At 40.1% G+C, this 19,025-nt stretch carries 16 protein-coding genes; 14 read left to right on the top strand and 2 right to left on the bottom strand.

Annotated elements, in window-relative coordinates:
* Window positions 1–26: 26 nt before the first annotated feature.
* From PQ477_RS14255 to PQ477_RS14285, 7 genes are all read left to right on the top strand, one after another.
* Window positions 27–1,898 (top strand): ABC-F family ATP-binding cassette domain-containing protein, encoded by a 1,872-nt coding sequence (locus PQ477_RS14255; RefSeq protein WP_274272273.1) that lies wholly within the window; start codon window positions 27–29, stop codon window positions 1,896–1,898.
* Window positions 1,899–2,107: 209 nt separating this feature from the next.
* Entirely contained in the window at window positions 2,108–2,872 is a 765-nt protein-coding gene (locus tag PQ477_RS14260) for a DeoR/GlpR family DNA-binding transcription regulator (RefSeq protein ID WP_038478250.1), read from the top strand.
* Complete coding sequence (gene pfkB / locus PQ477_RS14265) at window positions 2,869–3,780, top strand: 1-phosphofructokinase (RefSeq protein ID WP_055735142.1); 912 nt, start codon at window positions 2,869–2,871, stop codon at window positions 3,778–3,780. The genes PQ477_RS14260 and pfkB overlap by 4 nt, the downstream gene beginning before the upstream one ends.
* 15 nt (window positions 3,781–3,795) lie before the next feature.
* Window positions 3,796–5,682, top strand: coding sequence for a PTS fructose transporter subunit IIABC (locus PQ477_RS14270; RefSeq protein WP_038478256.1), 1,887 nt, complete (start codon window positions 3,796–3,798; stop codon window positions 5,680–5,682).
* 121 nt (window positions 5,683–5,803) lie between these two features.
* The gene (locus tag PQ477_RS14275) at window positions 5,804–7,102 is read left to right on the top strand and encodes an amidohydrolase family protein (RefSeq protein ID WP_274273583.1); all 1,299 of its coding nucleotides are present in this window, start codon (window positions 5,804–5,806) and stop codon (window positions 7,100–7,102) included.
* 14 nt (window positions 7,103–7,116) lie between these two features.
* Window positions 7,117–7,818 (top strand): hypothetical protein, encoded by a 702-nt coding sequence (locus tag PQ477_RS14280; RefSeq protein ID WP_274272276.1) that lies wholly within the window; start codon window positions 7,117–7,119, stop codon window positions 7,816–7,818.
* A gap of 18 nt (window positions 7,819–7,836) precedes the next feature.
* Window positions 7,837–8,073 (top strand): hypothetical protein, encoded by a 237-nt coding sequence (locus tag PQ477_RS14285; protein ID WP_274272277.1) that lies wholly within the window; start codon window positions 7,837–7,839, stop codon window positions 8,071–8,073.
* 131 nt (window positions 8,074–8,204) lie between these two features.
* On the opposite strand, the gene mreBH is transcribed toward PQ477_RS14285, so the two are convergent.
* A complete protein-coding gene (gene mreBH / locus PQ477_RS14290) occupies window positions 8,205–9,212 on the bottom strand; it encodes a rod-share determining protein MreBH (RefSeq protein WP_038478270.1) in 1,008 nt (335 codons plus the stop codon).
* Between the two features lie 341 nt (window positions 9,213–9,553).
* On the opposite strand from mreBH, the gene PQ477_RS14295 reads away from it, so the two are divergent.
* Both PQ477_RS14295 and PQ477_RS14300 read left to right on the top strand, forming a co-directional pair.
* Window positions 9,554–9,946 (top strand): thiol-disulfide oxidoreductase DCC family protein, encoded by a 393-nt coding sequence (locus PQ477_RS14295; RefSeq protein ID WP_217904091.1) that lies wholly within the window; start codon window positions 9,554–9,556, stop codon window positions 9,944–9,946.
* Between the two features lie 84 nt (window positions 9,947–10,030).
* Window positions 10,031–10,351, top strand: a complete 321-nt coding sequence (locus tag PQ477_RS14300) for a hypothetical protein (RefSeq protein WP_038478276.1) — start codon at window positions 10,031–10,033, stop codon at window positions 10,349–10,351.
* Between the two features lie 146 nt (window positions 10,352–10,497).
* Here the strand turns inward: PQ477_RS14300 and PQ477_RS14305 are convergent, their stop codons facing one another.
* The gene (locus tag PQ477_RS14305) at window positions 10,498–10,749 is read right to left on the bottom strand and encodes a hypothetical protein (RefSeq protein ID WP_035395522.1); all 252 of its coding nucleotides are present in this window, start codon (window positions 10,747–10,749) and stop codon (window positions 10,498–10,500) included.
* A 172-nt stretch (window positions 10,750–10,921) separates the two neighbouring features.
* On the opposite strand from PQ477_RS14305, the gene rnhA reads away from it, so the two are divergent.
* The 5 genes from rnhA (at window position 10,922) to PQ477_RS14330 (ending at window position 19,019) form a co-directional block, all read left to right on the top strand.
* The gene (rnhA, locus tag PQ477_RS14310; protein ID WP_035395524.1) at window positions 10,922–11,554 is read left to right on the top strand and encodes a ribonuclease H; all 633 of its coding nucleotides are present in this window, start codon (window positions 10,922–10,924) and stop codon (window positions 11,552–11,554) included.
* A gap of 69 nt (window positions 11,555–11,623) precedes the next feature.
* Window positions 11,624–12,985: an aldehyde dehydrogenase gene (locus tag PQ477_RS14315; protein ID WP_274272279.1), complete on the top strand. Its 1,362-nt coding sequence runs from the start codon at window positions 11,624–11,626 to the stop codon at window positions 12,983–12,985.
* Window positions 12,986–12,995: 10 nt separating this feature from the next.
* A complete protein-coding gene (locus tag PQ477_RS14320; RefSeq protein WP_144558614.1) occupies window positions 12,996–14,297 on the top strand; it encodes a lysine N(6)-hydroxylase/L-ornithine N(5)-oxygenase family protein in 1,302 nt (433 codons plus the stop codon).
* A 120-nt stretch (window positions 14,298–14,417) separates the two neighbouring features.
* Window positions 14,418–15,875 carry a catalase gene (locus PQ477_RS14325; RefSeq protein ID WP_144558615.1) on the top strand — a complete coding sequence of 486 codons (1,458 nt, stop codon included), beginning with the start codon at window positions 14,418–14,420 and terminating at the stop codon, window positions 15,873–15,875.
* 99 nt (window positions 15,876–15,974) lie between these two features.
* Window positions 15,975–19,019, top strand: a complete 3,045-nt coding sequence (locus PQ477_RS14330; protein WP_274272280.1) for a GNAT family N-acetyltransferase — start codon at window positions 15,975–15,977, stop codon at window positions 19,017–19,019.
* Window positions 19,020–19,025 lie beyond the last annotated feature (6 nt).

Consider the following 19,025-nt stretch of genomic DNA (forward strand, 5'->3'; position numbering starts at 1 on the left):
AATCATATGGAAAAAGGAAGATGTTCATGAGTTTAATAAGAGTTGAAGGGCTAAGTAAAACGTTCGGGGAAAAAGCGCTTTTTCACTCTATCGATTTTACAATTGAAGCTGGAGATCGAATAGGTCTATTAGGAGTAAATGGGACTGGGAAATCTACACTTCTTAAAGTTTTAGCAGGTGTGGAAGGAAAAGAAGCAGGAACTTTATTCCGCGCAAATGACTTTACCATTGAATACCTAGCGCAGCAACCGGAACTTCCAGATAACGAGACGGTCCTTCATTATATCTTTAAAAGTGAGTCAGAATTACTGCGAACGGTCGCTCGTTACGAAGAAGGATTAGCAAAGCTTGAACAAAATCCAATGGATGAACGATTGCAATCAAATCTAATTACGTTACAAGCCCATATGGATAAAGTGGATGGATGGGAAGCGAGTACTCAGGCAAAAACAATCCTTAGTAAATTGGGTGTTTTTGATCTGACAGCACCCCTTTCTACATTATCTGGAGGACAAAAGAAACGAGTAGCAATTGCCCGCTCACTTATTCAGCCAGTTGATTTACTATTGCTTGATGAACCTACAAACCACCTTGACCATGAAACTGTTGAATGGCTTGAAGGGCACTTACATCAGTATCGAGGTGCCCTAGTTGTTATTACTCATGATCGCTATTTCTTAAATCGAGTGGCTACAATGATCTATGAATTAACAAACGGAAACCTGTATCAATATGAAGGGAACTTTGAGACATATTTAGAAAAGCGCGCCCTCCGGGAAGAACAACTTGAACAAGCAGAAGCCAAAAGACAAAATTTACTCCGACGAGAAATGGCTTGGCTTCAAAGAGGGGCAAAAGCACGAACAACGAAGCAAAAGGCGCGAATCCAGCGAGTGGAAGCCTTAAAAAATCAACAGGGTTTAAAAAGTAAAGAGCAATTAGATGTTGCAATTGGTTCACAACGTTTAGGGAAGCAAGTCATTGAATTGAAAGCAGTTAGCAAAACCCTCAATGGTAAGGCTTTGTTTACAGACCTATCTTATCTACTTACTAACCAAGAGCGATTAGGCATCATTGGGGCTAACGGGAGTGGGAAGACAACGCTTCTCAATATTATGGCAACTCGTTTGGAACCTGATAGTGGTGCATGTATTGTTGGAGAAACAGTAAAAATTGGCTATTACACTCAGGAAGATGCTGAGCTTGATGGGAATCTGACTGTTATTGACTATATTAAACAAGTAGCTGAAGTGGTATACACCGCCAAGGGGGATCAAATTACGGCTGAGCAAATGCTTGAGCGTTTTTTATTCCCGAGAGCACAACAATGGACCTTTATTCGACGACTTTCAGGTGGTGAAAAGCGCCGTCTTTACTTGCTGCGAATATTGATGGGCGAACCGAATGTACTATTTTTAGATGAGCCAACCAACGATTTAGATGTGGAAACACTGGCGGTCTTAGAGGACTATATTGAAACCTTTCCTGGTACAGTTGTAACCGTTTCTCATGATCGCTATTTTCTTGACCGTGTCGTCGAGCAAATGCTTATTTTTGAAAATGGAACTGTTCAACGTTATCAAGGGGATTATACAGATTACCTTGAAGAGAAACGAACGGAAGTTGTTCCAAAGAAAGAAAAAGAGCCATCCGTTGAGCGGAAAAAAGTTGGTAAGAAGCTTTCCTATAAGGAACAAAGAGAATGGGACGGAATAGATGAAAAGATCGCTTCACTCGAAGAGAAGCAAGCGTCATTAGAGGAAATCATTCAAGAAGCAGGTAGTGACTACGGTAAAATCGCTGATACGATGAAGGAAAAAGAAGTTGTTGATGAGGAACTTGACCAGACACTTGAACGTTGGGCAGAGCTAGCTGAAAAAGTGGAACAGTTAAAGTAGACAACGAAATGAGATTCATATGGAACGCTAGTAACGGACAAGTTAAGGGAGAAGCTAAAAAACAGCTACCTCTTTTCTACGATACGATTACTAGCGTTTTTGTGACGTTTAAAGGATAAAGTTGTCACATATAAAATGATCGAAAATGATTGATTGTGATTGTTTTTGAATGTATAATGAAAAAGTCTTGTAAGCAAAGAGGTGTATGTATGTTAACTGTAGAGAGACAAGAAATGATTCTTAAGCTTGTTCAAGAACGGGAAGTAGTGAAAATTTATGAGCTTATTGAAGCTACTCGTTCTTCAGAATCAACAATACGAAGAGATTTAACTGAACTTGAACAAGGAAAGAAATTAAAGCGCATACATGGTGGCGCGACGGTACTTCAAACGATGAGAGATGAACCAACGATGGCTCAAAAATCATTCAAAAACAGTCATGAGAAAAAGCAAATTGCTAAACGAGCAGCTGAATGGGTGGAAGATGGCGATTGTATTTTTTTAGATGCTGGAAGTACGACGTATGAAATGATTCCTTATTTAAAAGGAAAGAACATAGAAGTAGTCACAAATGGTGTTATGAATATTCAAGCGTTGCTAGAGGCAGATATTCATACACATGGTCTTGGGGGGCATGTGAAAAAAGGCACGTATGCGTTTGTGGGAAGAGGTGCCATTGAAGCCATTTCAAGTTTTCGATTTAACAAAGCTTTTATTGGAACGAATGGTCTTACACTTAAAGATGGATTTACCACACCAGATCCAGAAGAAGCCTATATTAAAGCAAAAGCCATTGCATATGCTCAGCAAGCGTTTGTGCTAGCCGATCACACGAAGTTTGGTGACATTACATTTTCAACATTCGCTTCTATTCAAGACGTACACATTGTAACAAGCTCATACGTTGAAGAAGAACGAAAGAAGCTCTATCAAGAATTACAGAAAAGCACGGCAGTAGAGGTGGTAAAGCTATGATTTATACGGTGACCTTAAACCCCGCAATGGATTATTATGTGTCCCTTCCAACATTACATGTTGGTCATGTGAATCGTTCAACAAACGATCGAAAAGTAGCTGGAGGGAAAGGTATCAATGTATCAAAGGTATTAAAGAGGTACGGGACTCATTCCACAGCACTCGGCTTTATTGGTGGTTTTACAGGTGACTTTATTCATGAAGCCGTTATGCAAGATGGCATCGATTCAAACTTTATCCGTATTAAAGGTGATACACGCATTAATGTAAAGATAAAGGCAGAAGAAGAATCCGAAATAAATGGTTTCTCTCCTGAAATTACGATAAGTGATAAAGCCACTCTAGAAGAGCAGTTTAAACAACTAAATAAAGGCGACATCGTTGTGTTAGCAGGTAGTATCCCCCCATCGCTACAAGCGAATTTATATGCTGAGTGGACAGAACAATTAAATGGACAAGGTGTACATGTTTTTGTTGATACAAGTGGTGAAGCGCTAAAACAGGTTATCAAAGCAAAACCAGCCTTCATTAAACCGAATCAACATGAGTTAGCGGAATTAACACAATCAGTCATTACCACCAAAGAAGATGCGATTCCTCATGCCAAAGCTCTTGTTGAACAAGGTGTTGACTATGTTCTTGTTAGTTTTGCAGGAGATGGGGCGTTACTGGCAACAAGAGATGGTATTTACAGTGCAAATGCACCAAAAGGAGAATTGATAAACTCTGTCGGTGCTGGTGATGCGACAGTTGCTGGATTTATTCATGCTCATCATGAAGGAGCAAGTGTAGAGGATGCCTTTCGATTCGGAATGGCTTCAGGAAGTGCAACCGCATTTTCCCTTGGCTTTGGTGAACTAGCGGAAGTAAAACGTTTAGAAAAAGAAATTGAAGTGAGCACCATATAAGGAGGAAGATACGAGATGAGGATCTCTGACTTACTAAAGAAAGATACCATTATACTTGACTTACAAGCGGTTTCAAAAGCAGATGTCATTGATGAATTAGTGATGAAGCTTGATGAAGCAGGGCGATTGAATAATAAAGAGGATTATAAGAAAGCTATCTTAGCAAGAGAAGATCAAAGTACGACAGGGTTAGGTGAGGGAATTGCCATTCCACATGCAAAAACAGCGGCTGTTCGAACACCTGCCATTGCCTTTGGGCGTTCAATTGCGGGGATTGATTATGAAGCACTAGACGGACAACCAAGTCAGCTGTTTTTTATGATTGCTGCTTCCGAAGGTGCAAATAACGAACACTTAGCAACCCTCTCGAAGTTATCGACATTTCTAATGGATACGACTTTTCGTGATCAACTGCTGGACGCTCAATCAATTGATGACGTTATGGCGATTATTGATAGAAAAGAAGCGGAAGAAAGTGACGAGGAAGAAGAGGAAGTTCAGTCTACATCTGCTGATGATACATTTATCATCGGTGTTACTGGATGTCCTACGGGTATCGCCCATACGTATATGGCTGCTGATGCGCTAAAAAAAGAAGCACAAGAACGAGGCTTTTCTATAAAGGTAGAAACAAATGGCTCAGGTGGCGTGAAAAACCGTCTTACAAAAGAAGACATTGACCGAGCTGATGGCATCATTGTGGCGGCAGACACGAAAGTTGAGATGGATCGCTTCGATGGAAAACGCATAGTCATTGCACCAGTAGCAGATGGCGTTCGAAAGCCTGCCCAACTAATTGATCGCTCATTAGCAGGGAAAGAAGCTGTTTACTCTGCTCAAGGTGGTCAGAAAGAAGAGAGTGGAGAAAGTCATTCAAGTGGTGGTTTTGGGAAAAGTGTTTACAAGCATTTAATGAATGGTGTTTCCAATATGCTACCGTTCGTTATCGGTGGTGGAATCCTTCTTGCCATCAGCTTCTTATTTGAAGTGGATGCCCTATTAGGGGAAGATAACGTCGTCACGAATATTCTAGGCTTTATTGGTGGCGATAACGCATTTGCGCTGTTTATTCCAGTCTTAGCAGCCTTTATTGCGATGAGCATTGCAGACCGTCCCGGATTTGCGCCTGGCTTAATCGCAGGATACATGGCGTATAATGGAGACGCTGGTTTTCTAGGAGGCTTATTAGCAGGTTTTCTTGCAGGATATATGGCTTTAGGTGTAAAAAAACTACTTTCCAATATCCCGCAGTCTTTAGACGGTTTAAAAACCATTCTCTTTACGCCAGTCTTAAATATACTCTTTACCGGCTTAATTATGTATGTCCTTATTACCCCACTTGCATCTGTAAATACGGGTTTACAAAACTGGCTTGGTAATTTAGGAACAGGGAATATGGTTATTTTAGGGATTGTTCTTGGCATTATGATGGCAATTGATATGGGGGGACCCATTAATAAAGCCGCTTATACATTCGGTATTGCCATGCTTGATGCAGGGAACCTTGGTCCCCAAGCGGCTGTTATGGCAGCAGGAATGGTGCCACCGCTAGGAATAGCTATTGCGACAACGTTCTGGAAGCATAAATTTACAAAACAGCAACGTGAGTCTGGACGAACCAATTATGTACTTGGTGCATCCTTTATTACAGAAGGTGCCATTCCGTTCGCGGCAGCAGACCCGGTCCGTGTTATTTCAGCAAGTGTTATTGGTGCTGCAATTGCAGGAGGGCTGACAGGGTTGTTCCAAATTACGTTGCCAGCTCCTCACGGTGGCGTGTTCACCATGTTGCTCGTAAATGATTCAACGTTCTCCTATATGGGACTTTATGCACTCGCAATAATTATTGGTGCCATTGTGACAGGCGTTCTATATGGCATTATGAAACGACCAATTGATTAGTAATCGAGCCTGCTCTATAGGAGCGGGCTTTTTTGATTTTGAACCATGTGGGTATAGAAAGAATATGGTAAGCTTTGTACAAATAAAAAATAGCTGTTAAGGTGGTGGCTGTGTGAAGCAAATGGAGACACTTAACGTATTAAACTTGGAAACAGGACAGTTTGAAGGCAAAACCATTACAATTAACGATGGAAAAGTTACAGAAATGATGGAGGCACCAATTTCTCATTTGCGAACGTATGCATTACCTGGACTGGTTGATAATCATTGTCATATACAGCCTGCATATGCACCACTTTTTACAGCTGCTGGTGTTACAAGTGTTCGGAATACAGCAGGAAATTCGCTTCATTTAAAGCCATTAAAGGATCACCAGTACGCCTCCTTTAGCCCAACCGTTTTTACTGCTGATCGAATGATTGATGGTGTACCCGGCTTATGGGGGAAGACGAGTAGTGGCTCGTTCTCTACGCAGTCTAAGCATGACGCTATAGAAGAAGTAAAGCGACAAGTTGACGTAGGCGCATCTTTTATTAAAGTCTATGGTCGATTAAAAAGAGACGTTATGGAGGCAGTGGTAAACGAAGCTGCCAAATGCAAACTTGATGTTAGCGCTGACTTATTAGCCTCTACCGATGTTGACGCAAGAACAGCTGCTAAAATGGGTATTCGTTTTTTAGAACATAATTCTGGAATCATTCAGTCTCTTATTCCAAGTTGGCATAGCTTGCTTTCAGAGAAAGAAGATAGAGCGTTACTTGAGAAAGGTTTAGACGAAGATAAGCTTTCTACCTTGTGTGAAGAATTGATAACAGCAGGGGTCGTAATCGTACCAACCTTAAGTTTATTTGCACAAGGAACAAAAGAGTCTCATTGGAGCATTTCAACATCTGTTAAAACGAGCGCGTTGACAAGCTTGGAGGAGCATTGGAACTATGTACGACCATACATTCAGTCAAGTAAACAAACACGACTATTGGAAGTGAGCAAACAAATCACGACCGCCTACCATGAAAAAGGAGGCACGATATTAGCAGGAACGGATTCACCTGCAGGAGTCGATACGTACCCGGGTCAGCTTTTACATCGAGAATTGCAATTACTCGTCCAATGCGGCCTCTCTCCTTTTGAAGCGATCCAATCAGCAACATCGATTCCTAGTAAACTTTTCGGTTTGAACAGTGTCTGTAAAGTAGGGGGACAAGCTGACCTTGTTATCTTGAAAAGCAACCCGTTGAAAGATATTTCAGCAACACGACTGATCGAATGGGTTGTGAAAAACGGTATGTGGCATCGACCAGAGGCGCTTATTGCTAAAGCCGAACAAAACCAACAGAAATACAATCAAGCTTCGTATGATAAGCAAGAACAAGTTTATTATGACTATATGAATAAACAGTATCCTCATTTAATGAAATAAAGAAGGTGTTCTAAATGGAAAAACAATTGTTCTTTTCAATGAATGTGAAAACACCCTTTGAAAATGAAGAACAACTTATGTATGAGCCATTTTGGCAACTAGGCATTTTAAAAAATGAAGAAACACGTATGCAGCGTATTGAAGCGTTATTAGGTGTGAATCAACTTCAAGAGGAAAGAACGAAAGTACGAAAGCAACAGCAGCTGCAGCGAGATGCCATTCAAACAGCACTAGAAGTAGGGTTTGTTACCGCATGGATTGGGCCATCTGCTGGAGAAGAGCTTGCATTTATGGAGTTAGCAGAGCGTTTAAATCATTCAGAAAGGTTAACGCTTCGACTAGTTCCTGGACCCTTACACATTCATGAACGCGCCCCAGCGCTTTTTACCGAGTTGGCGCAACAACCTCCACTTACAAAAAAAGAGTGGAGTGTGATGGTCCCATCCTTTTCTAACGTAGAACATAAACAATTAGTTGAACGAATGGATCGGTTTACACACGAAGTACGTAAGGATGGCTACTTCGATCCGGAGATTCTTGAGGCATTAAGGCAGTTTAAGGAGCCTGTCCCAATCGAAAAAGTAGTTGCAACCGTGTACGCACAGCGCCCTGAATATCCAGTAGCGTTTTATTTTCAACGAGTGAGTGAAAACATTCGAAAAGGGTATATCAAAAAAGAGCAGCAGGCCATTTATTTGCATGACGAGTTGATGTGAGGAGGAGGTGTATGGATTGTGGAATTGGTCTCCTATTCATATTGGAAACGAAACCAAATAAAAGCTATCTTTAACCGCTTTCCGTCCTCAGTTGTTACCTTTCGTATGGTAAGAAACTATTATTTCGTATATTCGGTTCAGTGGTCTAAGATGGATACAATGGTTATACGAGAAGACTTAAAAGAAATGGAATGGCTTTTGAATGAGGAATTAGGTTTAGTGCATTTTTATGAAAATCGAAAACGTGCATATTGAAGAAATGAGGAGATTAGGCAAAAAAAGAAGCGCATAGCGTAAAGCCTTGCACTATCATTACAGAAAAAAACTGTAATTTTCGCAGAAAGCCGTTATCGCAGCGCTTCTTTCATGTCATGTTCTAAACGTGGTTATATAGTAGCTTTTTGAAGTTTGTCGATAAACGATAAGGAACGGCCTGTTCCAATGGCCACTGATTCTAAAGGATTCGGTGCAACATGTACCGGAACAAAGATTTCATCTGAAATCCACTCTTTTAGTCCGTTTAAAAGGGCACCGCCTCCAGTAAGAAGAACTCCTTGATCAACGATATCTCCACTCAATTCAGGAGGACAATCTTCAAGTGTTGCTCGAAGTGCTTCTAATAATTGGTGCAAGAGCTCGCCCATGGCTTCTTGAATTTCGAATGAATGGAGTTCAATCGTTTTTGGTAGCCCATTTACGAGATCCCGTCCACGAATTTCCATTGTCAGCTTCTCGTGCTCAATTGGTGCATAACCGATGTCTATTTTTATTTGTTCTGCTGTTCGCTCACCAATTAAAATATTGTATGTTTTTCGTACGTATTGAATAATGGCTTCGTCAAGTTTATCTCCGCCAACGCGAACGGAATTAGAAGAGACAACCCCACCATAAGAAATAATCGCCACTTCAGTTGTGCCACCACCAATATCGACAACGACATTTGCCGTTGGCTCTTCAACAGGTAAGTCAGCGCCAATAGCGGCTGCAACAGGTTCTTCAATAATATGAACGTTCTTCGCACCACAGCTACGTACAGCATCTAAAATGGCACGTCTTTCAACGGATGTTGATCCGGTTGGTGCGCAAACAACTACATTTGGTTTGCGCATGGCAAGTCCCATATTTTTGCTTGCTTTTTTCATAATTTCTTTTAATAAGCTAGCTGTAACATCGAAATCAGCAATAACACCATCGCGTAATGGACGAACGGCAACGATATGTGAAGGGGTCTTCCCTACCATTTTCTTTGCTTCGATTCCAATCGCTAATACATCTCTTGTATCTATATTAAGTGCTACGACAGATGGTTCGTTTAAAATAATACCTTTTTCTTTACTGTAAACTAAAATGTTTGCTGTTCCTAAATCAATGCCTATTTGTGCAGTTGAAAACATAACCAATCACCACATTTCCTTCTATTTCTTTGACTACATGATAGTGTACCAACTGTGTGGAGAGAGATAAAGTGAAAAAGGATGGAAAAAACGTTTCAATTCGATTTGGAGATATAAGTCGTAATGCCTGCTTTGTTACATAAATGTAAAGAAGCACCTAAATATAGGGGCTTCAAAAGGTGGGGGAGGGATTCATGTAATGGAAACAAAATAAGAAAAATGCCCTCATTGGGTCATTACCGTTTTGTAACCAATGGAAACAGGATGAAGAAAATGATTCGAATACAAGGAAATTTAATGCTTGTTATGATAGGCTAATGATAGAGGAAGGATGTGATCATGTGGGTGGAATTCTATTGTTCGATGGTGTATGCAGTCTGTGTAATCATCTCGTAGACTTCGTCATGAAACGAGACAAAGAAAAATACTATCAATTTGCATCTCTCCAATCTGAAAAAGGCCAATCACTTTTAAAAGAATATCAACTTGAAGTCGATTTAAACACAATGGTGGTAATTGAGAATGATAAAGCCTACGTAAAAAGTGATGCAGTATTAAAGGTAGCACCTAAATTGACTGGCGGTTGGTTTATACTAGGAGCTGGAAAGTGGGTTCCACGTTTAATTCGACATAAGCTTTACGATGTAGTAGCTGCAAATCGTTATCGCTTATTCGGCAAGAAAACCACATGTCGTTTACCAACTGAAGAAGAGAGAAGTCGGTTTTTAACATAATTTTTGATGAAGTTCGTGATTTTTCTGTTCTGTACAGTTGGAAGAATTGTGCTATAATTACAAAAAGCACGAGGGGGCATCATAGTGAAACAGACTGAATTGCAACCATATTTGAAAGAGCGATTAGAGAAAGCGAAGCTTCAATTTGAGCGTACAATCGACTGTAAGCATACAGAGTTTGACGATCTCTATCCGTATATCTCAGAACAGCCTACGTTTTTTTGGTACAAACGATACGTGGCTTGGCAAGAGCTGTTAACACTTGTTGAGATGGCTTCAGATTTTGAAGTGAACTGGGAAGAGCTTTTTCTTAAAAAGCAAACGATATACATTAAAAAACGAATTTTAGATGCGAAAGTATTGGATAACTGGTACGAGCAATCAACTGCCGATTCTGCACAATAAAATAAATAAACACTCACTCCTGAAATCACGCAACCTGATTTGAGGAGTTTTTTTTGGTTCATTCCATTGCATGAAACAGGAGGATATCTGCTGCTCATGCCACTGAACAAATTCGTAACAATAGGGAGAATCATTCTCTGACACAGCTAATGAAGTGTGATAGATGCGTAGTTTTGACTATAAATTTCTTTTATTTTCTCCCCTATATCTTCTTCTAACTCTTCACGAGTAGGCATGCTATCGTAATTTTGGATGATATGAAACGTTTGTAACGATAAGAGTAAATAGGGGTATTTGTCCCCTTTATCTAACACGAGAACGAATAGTTTTTCTTTTTCCGTACAGACAAAATTTCCAATTTCCTCCACAGAGCGTTTTCGATCCACATTAATTTCCATGATTCGCCTCCTCTTTGCTTCAGCTTAGACAAAAATTAAACGTTTTAATCAAGGAAGTAGAGGCGTAGTGATGAAGATTTATAGTGTGATACACTACATGAGTAGAAGAATAATAGAACTGGTTTAGGAATGTCCTAGTAAACGTAGTTGACCAAAGTGAGGCGAAGAAAAAGTGGCAAAGCAAAAATATTATGTTGTATGGGCAGGAAAAGAGCCTGGTATATACGAAACGTGGTCAGAATGTGAAAGGCAAGTGAAAGGGTTTAAAGGAGCTCGGTACAAATCATTTCCAACAAAGACTGAGGCGGAACAAGCGTTTTCAGGGAAACCAGGTCAAGGGATTAAAAAAACAGCTAAGAAACCGTTACAACGAGTTCAACAGGATAGTGGAAACGACGTCATTTGGGACAGCATTAGTGTAGATGTTGGAAGTCATGGGAATCCAGGACGTGTGGAGTACAAAGGTGTTGATACAAAAACGGGCGAGGTTTTATTCGAGAAAGAGCCAATTAAGCTCGGAACAAATAATATGGGTGAATTTTTAGCAATTGTACATGGGCTTGCTTATCTAAAACAGAAACAACTATCAAAACCGGTTTATTCTGATTCTAAAACGGCCATTAGTTGGGTGAGAAAGAAAAAAGCAAATTCAACATTGCCACGTGATGAAAAAACAGAAGAGATTTGGTCCCTTATTGATCGAGCTGAGAAATGGTTAAAAGAAAATCCAAATCATCACCAAGTATTAAAATGGGATACAGAACGAAACGGTGAAATTAAAGCTGATTATGGTCGAAAAAGTTAAAAGTGAACGTTTTTCATTTCGGGTATAGGGAATACTTTACAAGAACACATAAAAGGGGACGTGACGTTTATGTATGCAACATTAAAAGGTGTTCAGCAAGAATTTGTCTTTTCAGGTGCCATGAAATCTTTTCATGCTAGAAAGCAGCAGCTAGAAAAATTAAAAGAAATGCTTCATCAACATGAACAAGAATTTCTTAGAGCAGTCAACAAAGATTTAAATAAGCAAGAAGCAGAAGCCTTTATGATGGAACTTGGAACTGTGCACGCTGAAATAACGCATACGCTGGAATCATTAGAAGAATGGATGGAGCCAGTAACAGTGAAAACACCTGTTACACATACCGGTTCAAAAAGTTATTTAGTAAATGAACCGTACGGAAGTGTATTGATTATAGCGCCGTGGAATTATCCAATTCAATTAACGTTTTCTCCTTTAGTAGGGGCGCTAGCAGCTGGAAATAGTGCGGTTATTAAGCCTTCAGAATTAACACCTCATACGTCAAGTGCAATTGCTGCAGCTGTTCGCGCAACATTTGCTCAAGAAATTGTCGCAGTCGTAGAAGGCGATGCCAAAACTTCGGAAGCTCTGTTAAAGCAGGGGTTTGACTACATTTTCTTTACAGGGAGTGTGGCCGTAGGAAAAATTGTTATGAAACATGCTGCCGAACATTTAACACCCCATACCCTTGAATTAGGTGGAAAAAGTCCCGCCATTGTTGCCGAAGACGCAAAGCTTGACTTAGCGGCAAAGCGAATTGCATGGGGGAAATTTACGAATGCGGGGCAAACGTGTATTGCGCCTGATTATGTAATGGTTCACGAGTCAGTCCACGAAGATTTTTTGAAAAAGCTTAAAAAGCATACGTACAATCTGTTCTCCCAACGAACAAAAGAAGGTACGTTCACACAAATTGTAAATGATAAACATTTTGATCGATTAGCAGCCTTTTTAAATGATGGGGAAATCGTATTAGGTGGTCAGAGCTCAAAGGAAGACCGTTTAATAGCACCTACTCTATTAACAGATGTTGATTGGGATGCCCCTATTATGCAAGATGAGATCTTTGGACCGATTTTACCGATCTTTCCATTTGAATCAGCAACAGAAGTCCTAGTAAGAGTCCGATCGTTCCCTAATCCACTTGCTTTATATGTGTTTTCAGAAGAGGAGCAAACGCAGAAACTTTACACCGAGCAGCTCTCGTTTGGGGGCGGCTGTATCAATGATACGATTATGCATGTAGCGAATCCTTACTTACCTTTCGGTGGGAAGGGGCCAAGTGGCATTGGGGCATATCACGGGTATGAGAGTTTCCGTACTTTTTCTCACCAAAAGGGCATGCTAAAACAAACAACCGCTTTTGATATGCCGTTACGCTATAAAAGCGGTAAAGTTATGAACAAAATTATTCGAAGTGTTTTCAAATAGGAGCGTGTATATGAAAGAGAAAATTGATGTCATTGGAATAGGAATTGGTCCGTTTAATTTAGGACTTGCTGCTTTACTCGAGGAAAAGACGAACGTAAAAAGCGCATTTTTTGATGAAACAAATGTGTTTCAATGGCATCCTGGAATGTTATTAGATGGGACCGATTTACAGGTCCCATTTTTAGCCGATTTAGTTTCATTTGCAAACCCCACGAGTAAGTATACGTTTTTAAATTATGCTCATGTTCATGACCGCTTAATGTCATTTTTCTTTTTTAACCGTTTCGACGTACCAAGAAAAGAATATAATGCTTACTGCCGCTGGGTTTCAGAACAATTAACGAACTGTCATTTTGGGAAAAAGGTAGTAAATGTCCGCTATGTAAAAGAGGATGAATGCTACGAGGTGACGGTAAAAGGGAATCATCAAACAGAGCACTACTATAGTAAACATCTTGTTGTTGGTACTGGTAGTGAGCCGATGGTGCCAATAGAATTGGAAGAAGGGTTGAATGATGACCTCATACATTCTAGTTCTTATGGATTTCATGAAGAGAAGATAAAACAAGCGAAATCGATTACAGTCGTCGGATCTGGACAAAGTGCGGCCGAAATTTTTTATAAGCTTCTTGACGACCAAATTCAATATAACTATGAATTAACGTGGTTTACTCGCTCACCGGGTTTCTTTCAGCTTGAAGACTCAAAAATTGGTCAGGAACTTTTTTCGCCTAGCTATGTGGATTATTTTCATAGCCTTTCATATGATACGAGAAAAAAAGCTCTTCCGATGCTGGGGAACTTGCGAAATGGTGTACAACAAAAAACGCTTCACAAAATTTATGACAAGTTGTATCACCGTAGTATTGAATCCCATCATGCGCCAGCACTTGTTCAAGCAACAACGGAAGTGAGTCGTGTAGAAAAGAGTGCTACGAAAGGATACACACTTTTTGCTAAACAGTGGCAAGAAGATAAATCGTTTAAACATCGCACAGACAAGGTTGTATTCGCGACTGGCTACAAACCTAGACTGCCTCAATGGTTTCAAGAAATGCTAAAAGAGGTGGAAATGGAATCAGAGAAGGAATTTGCTGTGACTCGAAACGCAGCTTTACGTTTTCTTGATGGAAGAAAGAACAACGTCTTTTCATTAACGAATCTAGAGCATGCGTTAGGGACAAGCGCAACCAATTTAGGATTATCAGTAGAGCGAAATGTACGAATCGTAAATGAGCTGGCTGGCGAAGCAATCTACAAAGAAAGTCCAGGGTCTGTGTTTCAACGCTTTTCAAGCGAAGAGAATAAATAATAATGATTATTAAAAAAGAATTCTTTTTGCAACAGGTTTGAATGCTTCTAGGAAGGGGAACAGTTTATCATTGCAACAACGGAATAGAATGATACCTGTTTTCTGAAGGAGGCACTACATATGACACGTTTAACAGATAATCAAGGTCATCCGATTTATGACAATCAGAATTCAAGAACAGCCGGGCAACATGGTCCGACTATGCTAGAAGACTATCATTTAGTAGAGAAGCTAGCTCACTTTGACAGAGAGCGTATACCTGAGCGGGTTGTCCATGCACGAGGCGTTGGTGCGTATGGCGTTTTTAAGGTGAAGACGAATATGAAACGTTATACAAAAGCTGCTTTCCTTGCTGAAGATGGAAAAGAAACGCCATTGTTTGTTCGTTTTTCTACTGTTATTCACGGTGGTACCTCTCCAGAAACATTGCGAGATCCTCGTGGCTTTTCTGTGAAGTTTTATACTGAAGAAGGCAACTATGATTTTGTTGGCAACAATTTACCCGTGTTTTTCATTCGAGATGCGATTAAATTTCCAGATGTCATTCACTCATTAAAGCCCGACCCACGTACAAATATTCAAGATCCAGATCGTTACTGGGACTTTATGTCTTTATCACCTGAAACAACGAATATGCTCATGCATTTGTTTACAGATGAAGGCATACCAGCTTCCTACCGAGAAATGCGGGGATCAAGTGTCCATGCGTTTAAGTGGGTGAATGCACATGGGAATATGGTCTATGTAAAGCTGCGTTGGGTTCCGAAAAAAGGTATTCGCAACTTATCAGGAGAAGAAGCAGCTGAAATTCAAGGGAAAGATTTTAACCATGCAACAAGAGATTTGTATGAAGCAATTGAAAAAGGTGACTTTCCAGAGTGGGATCTCTATGTTCAAATTCTTGACCCTGCAGACCTTGATCACTTTGATTTCCATCCACTGGATTCAACGAAAGACTGGTTAGAAGAAGACATTCCTTATCAACACGTTGGTACAATGACATTAAATCGTAATCCGGATAATGTGTTTGCAGAAACGGAGCAAGTTGGTTTCAATCCGGGAAATCTTGTACCAGGAATCGAACCTTCAGAAGATAAAATGCTTCAAGGAAGAATCTTCTCTTACTCTGATACGCAACGCTACCGTGTAGGCGCAAACTATTTAAATTTACCAGTCAATTGCCCATTTGCTCAAAAAGCAAACTTTCAGCGTGATGGTGCAATGCCAATTGGACAGCAGACAAATCGAATAAATTATGAGCCGAACCGTCACCAAGAAACACCTGCTGAGGCGGAAGAGTATGAAGACTATAGAGCGCCTATTAGCGGTACAATAGGTAGAATAGCGATTGAGAAGAAAAATCATTTTGGTCAAGCAGGAAAGATCTACCGTAATTACGAAAAAAGTGTTCAAGAAGCCCTCATTAAAAATATTGTTGGTGATCTAGAACAAGTAAAAGAAGAAACCGCTTTACGTGCAGTTTGTAATTTCTATCGAGCTGATGAAACCCTTGGCCAAGCATTAGCAAATCAATTGAAACTTGATATTTCTAGCTATGTGCAACATGCTGATCACTAAAGAAATCTTTAATTCCAAAAAGAACCAGCCTTAAAAGGCGGTTCTTTTTTTGCGCTAAAGTAAAATTTATCTTATGATAACTGAAAAAGGGGGAAGGTTATGAAAATTGTAGATTATGAGAAAAAATTTGCTGAAGCTACGGCAATAATGTGGAATGAGAGTCGTGAAAACTTTGGCGGTGGCGACAAAGTTGAATCGGCAGAAGATCGTGATAAAGACGAGCGAAACTCAGGGAATTTGTCAACCATGTTAGCCCTTCAAGAAAACAAGGTGGTAGGCTATTGTGGTTTGGCTGAATTTAAAACGGATAAAGATGCACTATACATTCCATTATTGAATGCTCACCCGCAGCATATCGGTAAAGGGATTGGGAAACAGCTTGTGCTTGAGGCCATCAAACGGACCTATAAAGCAGGGTGGCCTCGTCTTGATTTACATACTTGGCCAGGTAACACAAAAGCTGTTCCATTGTACAAACGATGTGGTTTTTTCTGGGAAGAGCGTGAAGAGACAACCCATTTAATGAACTTTATACCTCTTGTTCTGCAACACCCATTTATAAAGAGATCCGTGACTGAAACAAACTGGTATCAAGCATTAAAACGGGATTTAACGGTAAAACCGGATGTGGAAAAAGAAAATGAATTTTCCGTTTTTACGTATCGCTTTGAGTTCGAGCATGATGAGGTCTCAGTTGGAATTGAGCATTCAAGTCGAAAGGTCTATAAGATTGAAACCGCAGAGGCAATGGTAGAGTATTTACTTCCTCATAAACAATTGTTCCCGAATCATCCATATGAAGCCACTCTTAAAATTCATAATAAAAAGAATTGCCTTCTATCTATTCACGTAACTGAAACGGTTGATAACCGTTTACAAATGAAGATGGCAGTAGATGATGTACTAGAAAAGAATGAACAGAAAACCTATCGTTTTCCGTTTATTATTTCTGAGGTTAGAAAGGAAGATGAAGCAATCTCAGATGGCGTCACATACCCAATGGCACGTATGCCCCTATTTATGGATGGGATAGCTTGTCCATTAGCGTGTGGATATTCAATAAAAAAACCATTTGCACTTCAAGCAAAACCACAGTTAGAACAAGGGAAGGTTTTTTTTCAACTAAAGAATCATCTACCGACAAGTCAACAAGTGAATATGCGTGTGAACGACCATCCGCTTGTTCAGTGGAATCAAAGCGAAGCAGACGTTTCTCTGGCTGCTACTGGTGTAGAATCATTTACACTCACATGTAAGCAAAAACGTGCTGGTGTCGTGCCATTGTTTGTAGAGCTAGCGAGTGAAAGCAAGGACCGACACCAATCTTTAAGCTATACTGAGCAGGTTCCTTTTCTTGTAGAATCAGACGATACCGTTGGTTTTTTCGAAAAGGAGCGAAGTCTTGTTGTTGTGAATGGAAGACGTCAACTCGTCTTTGATTATGAAACGTACTTCGTCACGATGAAACAATTCGGTCAGGACGAACCTTGGACTATGCTTTATCCTAGCTTCAATGAACCAGTATCGAATGAACTGGCTCAAACAGGCTGGACTTTACTCAAGCCGGAAGTGACAGATAATGGTGTACTCATAACAATTAACTATCCTATTCATAATGGAGATGCGCAATTAACCATTGTGTACGAGTGGGAGAAAAATGGAATCATTGAAGCAAGCTATGTTCTTAAAAATAAGAGTAGAAACGTGTTAGATTTAAAACAACTGATTATTCCTTTTTACTTTCAACCTGATTCGATCTATTTGCCTATTAAGGGGGAAGTGGTGCATGTGTCCCAAATAAACCAAGTGTGGATTCAAGATCTACCTTTAGACAAGCTTAGTGATCCATGGGTGTTTATGAAGTGGGCTAGTAGTACTCTAGGAGTTGAGGGAAAAGATGGTGCAGAATGCTTAGAGATCGATGATGACTTATGCGTTCGTTGGAAATTAGATCCGCTTCAAGTTGGGGAAGAATCCACTTCTAAGAAACTACTTCTCTATTCAAATATAGATAACAGCATTGATCATTTTATGGCTAGAAAGCATACGAAGCCAGTTGTAAAACCATTAAAACAAGTGGCGTTTGCTACTCATGGTTTCTACCATCGAGGTGGTGAGGTAAACGTGGCACTTCAAACGAATCCCAATCAACCAGATCATGGGATGATTACAATCGTTGATGACAAATCTGTTACTTATCCGTACGAACCGATGAAGGGCACAGAAACCATTCAGCATAAATTAAACCAACCAGACCAACCAGTAACAACACTTGCCGTTACTGTTCAAGGTAAATCCATCCGATCTACTCATTATTTACAAGCGCTATTTGTTGGGAACAAGACGGTCACGACACAAGTAGAGCAGGAGAATGGAGTAGAGGTTCATCTTGTTGATAATGGTGTTTTCACATTTAAAGCTGCCAATTCGTTTTATCCGTCGTTGTATTCGATTAAGACGAAAAGAGAGTGGCTTCATCACTCTTTCCCTACAGCAGGTGCAAAAAGTTGGTGGAATCCATGGGGCGGCGGCTTTATGACTATACCTACTAATCTACAATTGAGAACGGTATATGAACAAAAACGTCAGACAAGCTTTGTGACGAGAGTGGATAATTGGAATCAAGAGTGGACGGGGATTAGAATATCTATAACCTTTTCAGATCATCCAATTTGGAAAAATGCCACGATTAGCCAATATTTTCTTACGTTGCCAGGATGTATGTTGCTGACACATTATACAGAACTGGAAGATAGACAGGATCGAATCGATGAGCAAGAATGGTTAATGGGATGTTTTTTTAATCGTGATCAATTATTTCTTTACCCTACTAATTCGAATCAGCTTTCGTTTCGATTAGGAGAAAGGACACAAACATTTGCTGGAAATCAATTAGAAAAAATAGCGCGCCTCTATTGTGAAGAGACGGAAGAGACGCTTCTTATAGCTAGACCGAAGCACCAACGCAAACCAGAATTTTATGAGAATAATGATGTATTCTCGTATATGACTAGGGAACCGATTAACTGGCAGCAGGAGAATGGATTTGCTGTTTCACAGCCACATTGTTTTGTATGGACAAAAGGTTTAGTGCAAGCAGAGGGATGGGAATGGTTAACTTCATTGCAATTTAAGGAGGAATAACGAACG

The sequence above is a fragment of the Shouchella hunanensis genome (genome assembly GCF_028735875.1).
Classification (GTDB): Bacteria; Bacillota; Bacilli; order Bacillales; family Bacillaceae_D; genus Shouchella; species Shouchella hunanensis.

What these genes read in the sequence shown, in the direction of transcription:
- PQ477_RS14255 (WP_274272273.1), top strand. Translation starts at nt 27, where the DNA reads ATGAGTTTAATAAGAGTTGAAGGGCTAAGTAAAACGTTCGGGGAAAAA.
- PQ477_RS14260 (WP_038478250.1), top strand. Translation starts at nt 2,108, where the DNA reads ATGTTAACTGTAGAGAGACAAGAAATGATTCTTAAGCTTGTTCAAGAA.
- pfkB (WP_055735142.1), top strand. Translation starts at nt 2,869, where the DNA reads ATGATTTATACGGTGACCTTAAACCCCGCAATGGATTATTATGTGTCC.
- PQ477_RS14270 (WP_038478256.1), top strand. Translation starts at nt 3,796, where the DNA reads ATGAGGATCTCTGACTTACTAAAGAAAGATACCATTATACTTGACTTA.
- PQ477_RS14275 (WP_274273583.1), top strand. Translation starts at nt 5,804, where the DNA reads ATGGAGACACTTAACGTATTAAACTTGGAAACAGGACAGTTTGAAGGC.
- PQ477_RS14280 (WP_274272276.1), top strand. Translation starts at nt 7,117, where the DNA reads ATGGAAAAACAATTGTTCTTTTCAATGAATGTGAAAACACCCTTTGAA.
- mreBH (WP_038478270.1), bottom strand. Translation starts at nt 9,212, where the DNA reads ATGTTTTCAACTGCACAAATAGGCATTGATTTAGGAACAGCAAACATT.
- PQ477_RS14305 (WP_035395522.1), bottom strand. Translation starts at nt 10,749, where the DNA reads ATGGAAATTAATGTGGATCGAAAACGCTCTGTGGAGGAAATTGGAAAT.
- PQ477_RS14315 (WP_274272279.1), top strand. Translation starts at nt 11,624, where the DNA reads ATGTATGCAACATTAAAAGGTGTTCAGCAAGAATTTGTCTTTTCAGGT.
- PQ477_RS14320 (WP_144558614.1), top strand. Translation starts at nt 12,996, where the DNA reads ATGAAAGAGAAAATTGATGTCATTGGAATAGGAATTGGTCCGTTTAAT.
- PQ477_RS14325 (WP_144558615.1), top strand. Translation starts at nt 14,418, where the DNA reads ATGACACGTTTAACAGATAATCAAGGTCATCCGATTTATGACAATCAG.
- PQ477_RS14330 (WP_274272280.1), top strand. Translation starts at nt 15,975, where the DNA reads ATGAAAATTGTAGATTATGAGAAAAAATTTGCTGAAGCTACGGCAATA.